The following is a 12,398-nucleotide window of genomic DNA, read 5'->3' as shown; positions in this document are numbered from 1 at the left end:
AGCACCTTCACCCCACCATCGCCGCGCGCCCCTCCAGCGGGAGCCTCAGCCGCGCCCGGCACCCACGTCCCTCCGGACGGTTCTCCAGGCGCAGCGTGCCACCGTGCGCCTCGGCAATCTGCTGACTCAGCGCCAGGCCGATGCCGCTGCCCTGCGGCTTCGTCGTGAAGAACGGCACGAACAGGTTCCCCGTGTCCGCCAGCCCCGGGCCCTCATCCTCCACCCAGACCTCCACCGCCCCCGGCGACAACACCGCCCACGACACCCAGACGTCGCCACCGCGCGGCTCCGCCAGCACCGCGTCCACCGCGTTGCGCACCAGGTTGATGAGCAACTGCTCCAGCTGGTCCGAGTCCCCCCGCACCACCAACGACGGCCCCGTCCGCACCGCCACGGGCTTGCGGTGCTCCAGCGCCGCCACGCGCCGCACCCACCCATCCACCTCCACGCCTCGCAACACCGGCGGCGGCAGCCTCGCCAGCCGCGCATACGCGGACATGAACCGCGCCAGCGCCTCCGAGCGCCTCGCCACGATTCCCAGTCCACTCTTCGCGTCGTCCTCCCAATCCGACGGCCTGGGCTCCATCACCAGCGTGTCCCGCAGCGCCTCCGCGATGGACTGGATGGGCGCCAGCGAGTTGTTGATTTCATGGCTCAACACACGTACCAGCCGGCGCCACGCCTCGCGCTCCTGCTCGCGCAACGCCAGTCGCAAATCGGCGATCACCACCAGGTGATGCGGCAGTCCCCCCTGACGGAACGCCCCGCGCCGCAGCTCGTACGGCCCGCCCTCCTCCGCGAAGATGCGCGACAGCCTGCGTGGCGCCGGCCCTTCCAAGAGGTCCGCCAGCCCCACCGAGCCCGCGCCCTTCCCCATCAACTGCGAGCGCGACTGGCCCAACAGCTTCTCACCCGCCCGGTTCACCAGCCGCAGCGTCCCCGCCACGTCGAACGCAAGCACCGTGACGTCGATCTCCTCCATCACCTGCTCGAGCAGCGCCCCCGCCTCCAGCGCCCCCAGTCGCTGCTCGCGCAAGGTGTCGCCCAGCGCGTTCACCTCCAGCAGCACCTCGCCCAGCGCGTCACCCGCCCGAGCCCCCCGCCCGCGCGTCGAGTAGTCGCCCTCGCGCAGCGCGGCCAACAGGTTCGCCACCGCGTGCAGCGGCCGCATCACCCGCTCGCGCACCAGGAGCCCCACGCCCAGGAAGATGCCCACCACCAGCGTGGTGAGCGTCCAGCGGACCTTCGACGAGAAGTCTCCCGTCCACACCAGCGCGAGCGACGCCACCCCGCCCGGCAGTCCCGCCAGCCACGTCAGGGCCAGCACCTGCAGGTCATGTGGCCAGGGCCCGCGCTCGCGCCTCACCTTGCTCCCTTGATGCCGTAGTACTGGAGCCGACGGTACAGCGCGCTGCGCGACAGGCCCAGCCCCTTCGCCGCCTCGCTCACGTTGCCCTCGTGCCGCGCCAGCGCCCGCTCGATGAGGTAGCGCTCCACCTCCTCCAGCGTCATCTCCTCCAGCCGCGACAACCCCTCACGCCCCGCCCGGCGCAGCAGCAAATCCTCCGCCGTCACCTCGTTGCCCACCGCCATCAACAGCGAGCGCTCCACCGCGTGCTCCAGCTCGCGCACGTTGCCCGGCCACGGATAGGACAAGAGCGCCTCCAGCGCCCCCGCCGACATCCGCACGTCATGGCGCCCGTAACGCTTGCCGTGCTCGGCCAGGAAGTGCGCCGCCAGCAGCGGGATGTCCTCGCGCCGCTCACGCAGGGCCGGCAGCGGCACCTCCACCGTGTTGAGGCGGTACAGCAGGTCCTCGCGGAAGCGGCCCTCGGCCACCGCCTTGGGCAGGTCCACGTTCGTCGCGCTCACCACGCGCACGTCCACCCGCCGCGTCTTCGACGAGCCCACCGGGTGCAGCTCCCCCGTCTGCAGCACGCGCAACAGCTTCGCCTGCTGCGACAGCGGCATGTTCCCGATTTCGTCCAGGAACAGCGTGCCGCCGTCCGCCAGCTCGAAGCAGCCGATGCGGTCCGTCTTCGCGTCCGTGAAGGCGCCCTTCACGTGGCCGAACAGCTCGCTCTCGAAGACGCCCTCCGACAGCCCACCGGAGTTCACCGCCACGAAGGCCCGGTCCGCGCGCGTGGAGGACGCGTGCAGCAGCCTGGCCACCACCTCCTTCCCCGTGCCGTGCTCACCCGTCACCAGCACGTTGGCGGCCGACGGGGCCACGCGCTCAATCATGCGGCGCACCGGCATCATCGCGCGCGACTCGGAGACCAGGTTCGGCAGCCCGCCCTGTCCCCGGCGCAGGTGCTGGTTCTCCTCCTCCAGCCGGCGGCTGCGCTTGAGCGCGCGGCTCAGCTCCAGCTGCGTGCGCAGCGTGGCGAGCAGCCGCGTGTTGTCCCACGGCTTCTGCACGTAGTCGCGCGCGCCGCCACGCATGGCCTCCACCGCGCCCTCCACGCTGCTCCACGCCGTCATCACCACCACCGGCAGCGACGCGTCCTGTGCGCGGATGCGGCCGAGCAGGTCCATGCCCTCCTTGCCGGACGTGGTGTCGCGCGCGTAGTTCAGGTCCATCAGGACCAGGTCCACGTCCTCGGCCTCCAGCGTGGCGAGCGCTCCCGCGGGCGACTGCGCGGTGACGACGGTGTGTCCGTCACGCTTGAGCAGCAGGCGCAGGGCCTCCAGCACGTCGGCCTGGTCGTCCGCGATGAGGATGCGCGAGGGCCTCGCGGCGGCCACCAGGGCCGGCGACGCAGGGACGGGGGTGGGAACGGAAACGGAGAGTGATTCGGACACGGAGGTCATCCAGGAGAAAGAGAGTGCCAGAAAGGAAGGGACTCAGCCGCGACGAAGCACCGACGCGGGGTCCACGCTCGCCGCCCTGCGAGCCGGAAGCCAGCTCGCCAGCCAGGCGGTACCCAGGAGCAACAGCGCCACGCCCGCCAACACCGGAACATCCAGCGCGCCCATGCCATACAGCAGCCCTTCCATGATGCGATGGGCCGCCAGCGCGCCCAGCAGGCCCAGGCCCAACCCCAGCCCCACCCGCCGCAGCGCCTGCCCCACCACCAGCCACAGCACATCCACGCCGCGCGCGCCCAGCGCCAGCCGCACCCCCATCTCGTGCGAGCGCTGCGCCACCGAGTACGACATCACGCCGTAGATGCCCACCGCCGCGAGCACCAGCGCCAGCACGCCGAAGGCCCCCAGCAGCACCGCCCGGAAGCGCGGCTGTCCCAAGTCCATCGCCAGCCGCTCCTCCAGCGTGCTCGCGCGCGCCAGCGCCACCGAGGAGTCCACCGCGCGCAGCTCCTCGCGCACCACCGACTCCAGCGTCCTCGGGTCCAGGCCCGGCGCCGCCCGCACCGCGAGCTGCCCGTCCGTCGTCGGCTCCTGCGCCATGGGGACGTACGCGGTGGGCTCGTGCCCCGTCTCCACCCCCGCGTACGCCACGTCCGCCACCACGCCCACCACCGTCGTCCACAGCGGGTTGCCCTGCTCGTCGTCACCTCCGAAGGAGATGCGGCGGCCAATCGGGTCCTGGTCCGGGAAGACCTCGCGCGCGAAGCGCTCGCTCACCACCGCGACCCGGGGCGCCTTCGCTCCGTCCGCCTCCGTCAGGAGCCGCCCCGCCCGCAGCGGCACGCGCAGCGCCTCCAGGAAGCCCGGCGTGGCGGCGTTGATGAGCGCGTCGGGACGCACGGGTGGATCCTCGGAGCCCTCCTTCCAGTAACCCGAGCGCGAGATGGAGCCCCCCGCCGGAAGGCTCTCGCCCACGCCCACGCCAGCGACCTCCGGACGCGCGGAGAGCCGCGCCGTCAGCTCCCGATGGAAGGCCTCCGTCCGCTCCGGCGTGTCATAGCGGCCCTGCGGCAGCGCCAGCCGGGCCACGAAGACGCCCGCCGGGTCCAGACCCGGGTCCGACTGGTACATCCGCCAGAAGCTCTTGAGCATCAACCCCGCCGAGGTGACGAGCATCAGCGCGAGCGCCACCTCCGCCACCACCAGCGCCGCGTGCGCGCGCCCGCGGGACGTCTCCGTCGCTCCGCGCCCCAGCACCGTCGCCGGCGACAGCTGCGTGCGCTGGAGCGCCGGCACCAGCCCCACGCCCACGCCCGTGGTCAGCGTCACCGCCAGCGCGAAGACGAGCACGCGGCCATGCACCACCACCTCGCCCGAGCGGGGCAGCTTGTCGGCGCCCAGCGCCATCAACACATCGGTGATCCACAGCGCCAGCAGCACGCCGCCCACCCCGCCCATCAGCGCCAGCAGCACGCTCTCCGTGAGGAGCTGACGCATCAGCCGGCCACGCCCGGCGCCCAGCGCCACGCGGATGCCCATCTCCCGCTGCCGCGCCGCCGCCCGCGCGAGCTGCAGGTGCGCCACGTTGGCCGCCGCCAGCAGCAGCACCAGGGACACCGCGCCCAGCAGCACCCACAGCAGCAGGCTGACGCCCTGGGTGAGGTGCTCGTCGTAGCGGACCACCCGCAACCCCAGGGTGGTGTCGTCCCGCGCGAGCAGCTCCTCGCGCAGGCCCTCCAGCTCGTGCCGGGCCGACTCGAGCGTCGCGCCCTGGGCCAGCCTCGCCGCGACGGCGAAGGAGCGGAAGCCCCGCTGCGTGCGCTCATCCGACGTGGCCGCGCCCGGCAGGCTGTCGAAGGGCACCCAGACCTCGGTGGTGAGGGAGGGCGCGTCGAAGGACGGCGGCATCACCCCAATCACCGTGTAGGGCTGACCGCCCAGCGTCAGCGTGCGGCCCAGCACGCCCGCGCCGCCGCCCTCCTTCAGCCAGCGCGCGTACGAGATGACGGTCAGCGGCGCGGCGCGCTCCTCGGGCGCGAAGGTCCTGCCCAGCATCGGCTTCGTACCGAAGGCCCCGAAGAAGTCCCCCACCACCACCGCGCCGCGCAGCTGCTCGGCGTCACCCTGGCCGGTGAGGTTCATCAGCCGTTGGCCGTACGCGGTCATCGAGCGCAGCTGCGTGGAGCGCCGCGCGACGTCCTCGTAGTTGGGCAGACTGTAGCGCGCCAGGGACTTCCCGGGCCGCGCGTTGGACAGCACCACCAGTCGCTCCGGCTCCGGGAACGACAGGGGGCGCAGCAGCACCGCGTCCACGACGCTGAACAGCGCCGTCGTCACGCCGATGCCCAGCATCAACACCAGCACCGCCGCCACCGTGAAGACGGGCGACTGGCGCATCGTCCGCAGGGCGTACTTCACGTCCATCGACAGGTCGCTCAGCATGGCGTTCCTCGCGAAACTCTCAGGACTTCTGGAGCCAGCCGTCAGCGAGCTGGATGATGCGGTGGCCGTAGGCCGCGTTGGCCTCCGAGTGCGTCACCTGGATGATGGTGGTGCCCTGCTGGTTGAGCGTCTGGAACACCTCCATGATGTGCTTCGCCTGCGCCGAGTGGAGGTTGCCCGTGGGCTCGTCCGCCAACAGGACCTTGGGCGTGGCGATGAGCGCGCGGGCGATGCCCACCAGCTGCTGCTGACCGCCGGAGAGCTGCGAGGGGAACAGGTCCTTCTTCCCCACCAGCTGGAAGCGGTCGAGCATGTCGCCCACCAGCGCCTCGCGCTCGCCGCGCTTGAGGTTGCGGTAGGACAGCGGCACCTCCAGGTTCTCGGCCACCGTGAGGTTGTCGAGCAGGTGGTACTGCTGGAACACGAAGCCGATGGTGCGGCGGGACAGCTCCCCGCGCTCCTTGGGCTTCATCGCGTGCACGGCCTGGCCGTCCAGGACGTACTCGCCCTTCCACTCGGCGTCGAGCATGCCCAGCACGGACAACAGCGTGGACTTGCCCGCGCCGGAGGGGCCCATCAGCGTGACGAACTCGCCGGCCTGGATGTCCAAATCGATGTTGCGCAGCACCCAGGTGCGGCCGCCCGCCAGGGGATAGGACTTCTCGACCTGGCGCAGGGAGATGAGGGGAGAGGACATGGTGCGTGCTTCTTTCGTGCTCACTCGGAGCGCAAGGAGATGATGGGGTCCACGCGCGTGGCCCGGCGCGCCGGCAGCCACGTCGCCGCCAGCGCCACCGCGCCCAGCAGCGCCGCGACGCCCGCGAAGGTCCACGCGTCGTACGCCGCCACGCCGTACAGCAGCGAGCGCAAGAGGTGCGCGAGGCCCAGCGACAACCCCAGGCCCAGCACCACCCCCAGCCCCGCGAGGCTCAGGCCCTGGCGCAGCACCAGCCACAGCACGTCCGAGCGCGCCGCGCCCAGCGCCATGCGGATGCCCAGCTCCCGCGTGCGCTGCGCCACCGAGTAGCCGATGACGCCCGCGAGGCCCAGCGCCGCCAAGAGCAGCGCGGTGCCGCCGAACAGGCCCATGAGCAGCGCCGACAGTCGCCGCGCGCCGATGGACTCGTCCACCAGCCGCGTCAGCGGCGCCACGCCGAACAGCGGCACGTCCGCGTCCACCTGGCGCAGCTCGGCGGCGATGCCCGCGCGCAGCGCCTCCGGGGCCCCGGCCTTCGTCCGCACGGCGAGCGCCAGGTGCGAGCCGCCCAGCTGCGGCAGCGAGTAATACGCCATGGGCACCACCGGCTTGTCCAAGGCCCACTCGCGCGCGTCCTCGACGATGCCCACCACCGTGGCCCACTCGGCCTTCGGGTACCTCAACTTCAGCCGCTGCCCCAGCGCGTTGCCCTGGGGCCAGTACGCGTCCGCGAAGGTCTTGTTGATGACCACCGCCCACGCCGTGCCCGGGACGTCCGTCGCCTCGAGCAGCCGCCCCTCGCGCAGCCGCATGCCCAGCGTGGAGAGGTAGTCCGGGCTCACGGTGCGCAGCTGAACCGCGGGCCACACCTCGTCGGGGCCCTTCGTGCGCCCGTCGATGTCGAAGCCGAACGTCACCGAGCGGCCCAGGGGCAGCAGGTTGGTGAGCCCCGCGGACTCCACGCCGGGCAGGGCCTGGAGGCGCGTCAGGAGCTCGCGCTGGAAGGCGCCCTGCTGCTCCGTCGTCGCGTAGCGGTTCTCCGGCAGCGTCAGCCGCGCGGTGAGCACGCCCTCGGGCCGGAAGCCGGGGTCCACCGACAGCAGCGCCAGCAGGCTCCGGCCGAACAACCCCGCGCCCACCAGCAGCACCAGCGCGAAGGCCACCTGCCCCACCACCAACCCGGAGCGCAGCTTCCCGGAGCGCCCGCCCGCCGTGCCGCGCGAGCCCTCGCGCATCGCCGCGTTCAGGTCCGCGCGGCTCGCCTGCAGCGCCGGCACCAGCCCGAACACCAGTCCCGACAACAGGCTCACCCCACCGGTGAACAGCACCGAGCGCACCTCCAGCCGCACCTCGGTCGCGCGCGGCAACGCGTCTCCCACGAAGGCGAGCAGCACGTCCGTGCCCCACAGCGCGAAGAGCAGCCCCAGCGCCCCGCCCAGGAGCGACAGCAACAGGCTCTCGGTGAGGAACTGCGCCACCAGGCGCGCGCGGTTCGCGCCCAGCGCCGCGCGGATGGACACCTCGCGCTCGCGCGCCGCGGCTCGGGCCAGCAGCAGGTTCGCCACGCTGCCGCACGCCACCAGCAGCACGAAGCCCACCGCGCCCAGCAAGAGCCACAGCGTCCCGCGCACCTCGCCCACCACCTCGTCCTCCAGCGACTTCAGGGCGATGGTGCGCTGGCCCTGCGCGTACTTCGGATGCTCCTGGGCGAGCTGCCGCGACACCCGCTCCAGGTCCTCGCGCGCCGCCTCCAGCGTCACGCCGGGCTTCAGCCGGGCCATGACCTCCAGGAACCGCGTGTCGCGCTTGTCCTCGGACGCCAGCTCCGCCGAGGGCGCGAAGGGCTTGTACAGCTGCGAGCCCGCCGGGAACGCCACCCCGTGCGGCAGCACGCCGATGACGGTGTACGGCTCTCCGTTCAGCTGGAGCGTGCGTCCCAGCACGCTCGGGTCCTCGGAGAAGTGCGCGCGCCACGTCTGGTGCGTGAGCACCACCACCCGGTCATTGCCCTGCGTCTGTTCCGCCTCGGTGAAGTTGCGGCCCAGCATGGGCGCCACGCCGAGCGTGGGCAGGAAGGAGGCGGTGGCCTCCACCATCACCAGCGATTGCGGAGTGTCCACGCCCGTCAGCGTCACGCTGTCATCCGTGTACGCCGCCACCGAGGAGAAGACGACGGGCAGCCTCGCGGCGTCCTGGTACTCCGCCACCGAGGACGTCAGCCCCTTGCGCCCCGCGCGGGCGAAGTCGTTCGACACGTCCATCAGCCGGTCCGGCGCCGCGAAGGGCGGCGGCACCAGCAGCACGCCGTTCACCACGCTGAAGACCGCGCTGTTCGCGCCGATGCCCAGCGCCAGCGCCAGCACCGCCACCAGCGTGAAGCCGGGGCTCTTGCGCAGCGAGCGCAGCGCCAGGCGGACATCCTGTAGAAGGTTTTCCATGCGTGGGGGAGTCCGCGTGTCGAAGGGGACGACGGACGGTCAGCGGCGCTGCTCGTCCTGCACGATGCGGCCGTCGAAGAGGCTCACCGTGCGCGTGGCGGTGCGCGCGTGCGCGGGGTCGTGCGTCACCATGCAGATGGTGGCGCCCGCCTTGTGCAGCTCGGAGAGCAACTGCATCACCGCCTCGCCGTTCTTCGAGTCGAGGTTGCCCGTGGGCTCGTCGGCCAGCAGGATGAGCGGGTCTCCCGCCACCGCGCGCGCCACGGCCACGCGCTGCTGCTGACCACCCGAGAGCTGCCCCGGCATGTGCCGCGCGCGGTGCGCCATGCCCACCTTCTCCAGCGCGCGCTCCACCCGCTGCTTGCGCTCGGCGGCGGGCATGCCCCGGTATGTCAGGGGCAGCTCCACGTTCTCGAACACCGTCAAATCACCGATGAGGTTGAAGCTCTGGAAGATGAAGCCGATGTGCCGGTTGCGCACCAGCGCGCGGTCCGTGGCGGACAAGTCCAGCACGCTCTTGCCGTCCAGCAGGTACGTGCCGCGCGTCGTCGTGTCGAGCAACCCCAGCACCGCCAGCAGCGTCGACTTGCCCGAGCCCGACGGGCCGACGATGGCCACCCACTCACCCTGGCGGATGTTGAGGTGGATGTTGGAGAGCGCGTGCGTCTCCACCTCCTCCGTCTCGAACACCTTCGTCAGCCCCTCCAGCGTGATGAGGGCCTTGCTCGGGTCCGCCTTGGGTCCACCGGAGAGCACCGCCGCGTCCTCGGAAGCGGGGGTCTCCACACTGCTCGTCGTCGTCGTCATCGCAATCTCACCCGCTCCACCGCGTCCCACGCGGCCATGTCCGAAAGCACCACCTGGTCACCTTCCGCGAGGCCCTGGAGCACCTCCACGGCATTCACCGAGCCCCGGCCCAGCTGCACCGGCACCCGCACGGCCTCGTCGCTTCCCGGCATCAAACGGAAGAGCGACATCGTCCCGTTGGGCTGCGCGCCCGCCGGGCGCCCCACCGACAGCACGTTGGCCAGCCGCTCCAGCTCCACCGTGCCCTCCACCGTGAGGTCCGGCCGCGCGCCCCGGGGCAGCTGGGCCGGCAGGGACACCTCCACCCGCACCGTGCCCTGGCTGGCCGCCGGCGCCACGCGCGCCACCGTGCCCTCGACGACGCCGTTGCGCGTGTCCACCAGCGCCTTCTGGCCCTGGACGATGTCGCGCGCCTGCGTCTCGGCGATTCTCAGCTCCGCCTTGAGCCGCTCGGGCTTCACCACCTTCGCCAGCAGCACGCCCGGCGTCACCCACTGGCCCAGCTCCAACGGCAGCTCCTGCAGCACGCCATCCTCCCCGGCGACCACCTTCATCGAGTCCACCTGGGTACGACGGAAGCGCGCGACCGCTTTCAATCGCTCCACCTGTCCGGCCTGCGCGGCCAGCTGGTCCTTCATGCTCGCGGCGACCACGGTCAGCTTCTTGCGCTCCAACTCCAGCCGGCGCGTCAGCTCGCCCGCCTTCTCCCCCTGCTGCCGCGCCTCGAGCGCGGGGATGAGGTCCTTCTGGGCCAGCGCCGTGTTCGCCGACGCCCGGCGCGCGGCGTCCGAGGACTCCGCGGTGAGCGTCTCCACCGTCGCCTCCTGCGCCAGCCGCTGCGTCTCCAGCGTCATCCGCAGCTGGATGTACTCGGCCTCCGCGCTCGCCAGCTGCCGCTCGGCCTCCAGCATCTGCAGCTGCACGTCCGGGTTGGACAGCTCCATCAGGAGCGTGTCCGCCTTCACCTCGGCGCCGGGCCGCACGTGGATGCGCTCCACGCGCCCCGCCGTGTCCGCCGTCAGCCAGCGGATGTACTCGGGCACCAGCGTGCCCGCGCCCTTCACCTGGCGCACCATGGGGCCGCGCTTCACCGTGTCCAACCACACCGAGGCCCGGTCCACCGACGGCGCCGCGGGGCGCAGCCGGCCCAGCCCCACCGTGACGAGGATGAGGGCGAGCGCGCCTCCGATGGCGAAGACCCAGGGCTTGCGGCGAGGCTTCTTGGCTTTGGGAATGTCCACGCCAGGCCCTAGAGCGAGCCGCGTGCCAACACCTCCTCGCGCACCAACCCCACAGAATCGTTGGAGGCAGGGCCCCCCTCGCCCCAGGCCGTGCCCGCTTCCGCGAAGTGATGTCCCAGAAGCGAACAACCGCGCGACCCGGATGCGCGTGCGGTCCGGCCCGGCAAACACTCCCCGTCTCCCGGGTGAGGTCAGCGTCGACTAGAATTGCAGACTATGCAGTTAATACCATTCTAGAGCGTCAAAATTGACTCACAGCTTGTTCCCAGACGAAGCCACGGCAGTAGGCTGCGGTGCGAATGACTTCGTCCCTGCTCGAGGCCTTCCTGGACCACGCCCACGGCGCGCCAGCACGGCCGCTGCTCACGTTCGAGCGTGAGTCGACCTCCTACGGAGAGCTGGCCGCGCGCGTCGCGGCGCTCGCCCGGGGACTTCGCCAGCGCGGCCTGCAACCGGGCGAGCGCGTGGCGCTCTTCCTGGAGAACAGCCCGAGCTTCATCGTCGCCTACCTGGGCGTGCAGTACGCGGGGGGCGTGGTGGTGCTGGTGAACACGGCGTATCGCCAGGTGGAGCTGGCCCACATCCTGGCGGACGCGGAGGTGCACACGTGTGTCACCGGCGCGGCGGGCGTGGCGGAGCTGGCGCCGCTGCGCGAGCAGCTGCCCACGCTGCAGTGGCTGGTGACGGTGGAGGCGCCCACGGTGACGCCGCCCGCGTCGCTGGAGGTCATCGACTTCGACACGCTCGTCACCGAGGGGAGCCAGTCCACGCTGGCGCTGGCGCTGCCGCGGCCCGAGGACCTGGCGGTGCTGGGCTACACGTCCGGCACCACGGGGCGCTCCAAGGGCGCCATGCTGCTGCACAGGAACCTGCTGGCCAACGTCAAGGCCGTCACCGAGGCGTGGCGGTGGACGGCGGCGGACCGGCTGCTGCACACCCTGCCGTTGTTCCACACGCACGGCTTGATGGTGGGCCTGCACGGCACGCTGTACACGGGCGCGAGCCTGGAGCTGCACCGGCGCTTCGTGGCCACCGACGCGCTGGCGACGTTGCGCGATGACACGTCGCTGACGATGTTCTTTGGTGTGCCCACCATGTATGGACGATTGCTGGAGGAGTCGCGACGCACGGGCGTGAAGCCCCGGGAGCTGAGGCTCTGGGTCTCCGGCTCGGCGCCCCTGAGCCCCCAGCTGTTCCATGACATCGAGCACGACTTCGGCGCGCGCATCCTCGAGCGCTACGGCATGACGGAAACCATCATGAACACCACCAACCCGTACGACGGCGAGCGCCGCCCCGGCACGGTGGGCTTCCCCTTCCCCGGCCAGGAGGCCCGCGTGGTGGACGTGCGCACCCGCCGCCCGCTGCCCCAGGGCGAGACGGGGGAAATCGAGGTCCGCGGCCCCCACGTCTTCGCCGGCTACTGGCGGCGTCCGGACGCGACGAGCGAGTCGTTCGACTCGGAGGGGTGGTTCCACACCGGGGACCTGGGCGAGCTCGACGCGGACGGCTACCTGCGCATCACCGGGCGGGCGCGCGAGCTCATCATCTGCGGGGGCTTCAACGTGTACCCGCGCGAGGTGGAGGAGGTGCTCGCCACCCACCCGGGCGTGGCCGAGGTGGCGGTGCTGGGCCTGCCGGACGCGGACTACGGCGAGCAGGTGGTCGCCGTGGTGGTGCCCCCGCCGGGCGTGCACGCCCCGGAGGCCCAGGCGCTGGTGGAGTGGTGCAAGGACCGGCTGGCCAGCTTCAAGAAGCCCCGCCGCGTCGTCTTCATGGACTCCCTGCCGCGAAACGCGCTGGGCAAGGTGCAGAAACACCTGCTGCGAGCGCGCCTGCGGTGAGCCACCTCGAGCGCAATATTCCGAACACACCTCACGCAAATGCGTGGCTTGCGCCGGACTTTCCCCTAGCTTTGCGCCCAGGGGCGCGCGGGTGGAATGACGTCTGGCGAGATGCGGC

8 protein-coding genes are annotated in these 12,398 nt (G+C 71.8%); 1 reads left to right on the top strand and 7 read right to left on the bottom strand.

Going from position 1 to position 12,398, the window contains the following annotated elements; all coding sequences use genetic code 11:
• Positions 1-7: 7 nt before the first annotated feature.
• From K8625_RS22300 to K8625_RS22270, 7 genes are read right to left on the bottom strand one after another with little or no spacing between them, the layout of a single operon-like run.
• Positions 8-1,366, bottom strand: coding sequence for an ATP-binding protein (locus K8625_RS22300; protein WP_223783828.1), 1,359 nt, complete (start codon positions 1,364-1,366; stop codon positions 8-10).
• Positions 1,363-2,814, bottom strand: a complete 1,452-nt coding sequence (locus K8625_RS22295) for a sigma-54 dependent transcriptional regulator (RefSeq protein ID WP_223750399.1) — start codon at positions 2,812-2,814, stop codon at positions 1,363-1,365. Before K8625_RS22295 ends, K8625_RS22300 begins: the two co-directional genes overlap by 4 nt.
• 33 nt (positions 2,815-2,847) lie before the next feature.
• Positions 2,848-5,253: an ABC transporter permease gene (locus K8625_RS22290; RefSeq protein WP_223783827.1), complete on the bottom strand. Its 2,406-nt coding sequence runs from the start codon at positions 5,251-5,253 to the stop codon at positions 2,848-2,850.
• Positions 5,254-5,272: 19 nt separating this feature from the next.
• Positions 5,273-5,950, bottom strand: coding sequence for an ABC transporter ATP-binding protein (locus tag K8625_RS22285; protein WP_223783826.1), 678 nt, complete (start codon positions 5,948-5,950; stop codon positions 5,273-5,275).
• A 20-nt stretch (positions 5,951-5,970) separates the two neighbouring features.
• Positions 5,971-8,388: an ABC transporter permease gene (locus K8625_RS22280; RefSeq protein WP_223783825.1), complete on the bottom strand. Its 2,418-nt coding sequence runs from the start codon at positions 8,386-8,388 to the stop codon at positions 5,971-5,973.
• A gap of 39 nt (positions 8,389-8,427) precedes the next feature.
• Entirely contained in the window at positions 8,428-9,195 is a 768-nt protein-coding gene (locus tag K8625_RS22275; protein ID WP_223750403.1) for an ABC transporter ATP-binding protein, read from the bottom strand.
• Positions 9,192-10,436: an efflux RND transporter periplasmic adaptor subunit gene (locus K8625_RS22270; protein ID WP_223750404.1), complete on the bottom strand. Its 1,245-nt coding sequence runs from the start codon at positions 10,434-10,436 to the stop codon at positions 9,192-9,194. The genes K8625_RS22275 and K8625_RS22270 overlap by 4 nt, the downstream gene beginning before the upstream one ends.
• 299 nt (positions 10,437-10,735) lie before the next feature.
• Here K8625_RS22270 and K8625_RS22265 point away from each other — a divergent pair, with 299 nt between their 5' ends.
• Positions 10,736-12,280, top strand: coding sequence for an AMP-binding protein (locus tag K8625_RS22265; protein ID WP_141330564.1), 1,545 nt, complete (start codon positions 10,736-10,738; stop codon positions 12,278-12,280).
• The last annotated feature ends 118 nt before the right edge of the window (positions 12,281-12,398 follow it).

Origin of the sequence: Myxococcus sp. AS-1-15 (genome assembly GCF_020037055.1) — a bacterium.
GTDB classification, from domain to species: Bacteria; Myxococcota; Myxococcia; order Myxococcales; family Myxococcaceae; genus Myxococcus; species Myxococcus fulvus.
Note: the sequence above shows the minus strand (reverse complement) of the source record. Positions and strands in the feature narration are given on the sequence as shown.

Excerpts from the sequence above, each read along its gene's own strand:
- K8625_RS22295 (WP_223750399.1), bottom strand. The coding sequence starts at position 2,814 with ATGACCTCCGTGTCCGAATCACTCTCCGTTTCCGTTCCCACCCCCGTC.
- K8625_RS22290 (WP_223783827.1), bottom strand. The coding sequence starts at position 5,253 with ATGCTGAGCGACCTGTCGATGGACGTGAAGTACGCCCTGCGGACGATG.
- K8625_RS22285 (WP_223783826.1), bottom strand. The coding sequence starts at position 5,950 with ATGTCCTCTCCCCTCATCTCCCTGCGCCAGGTCGAGAAGTCCTATCCC.
- K8625_RS22280 (WP_223783825.1), bottom strand. The coding sequence starts at position 8,388 with ATGGAAAACCTTCTACAGGATGTCCGCCTGGCGCTGCGCTCGCTGCGC.
- K8625_RS22275 (WP_223750403.1), bottom strand. The coding sequence starts at position 9,195 with ATGACGACGACGACGAGCAGTGTGGAGACCCCCGCTTCCGAGGACGCG.
- K8625_RS22265 (WP_141330564.1), top strand. The coding sequence starts at position 10,736 with ATGACTTCGTCCCTGCTCGAGGCCTTCCTGGACCACGCCCACGGCGCG.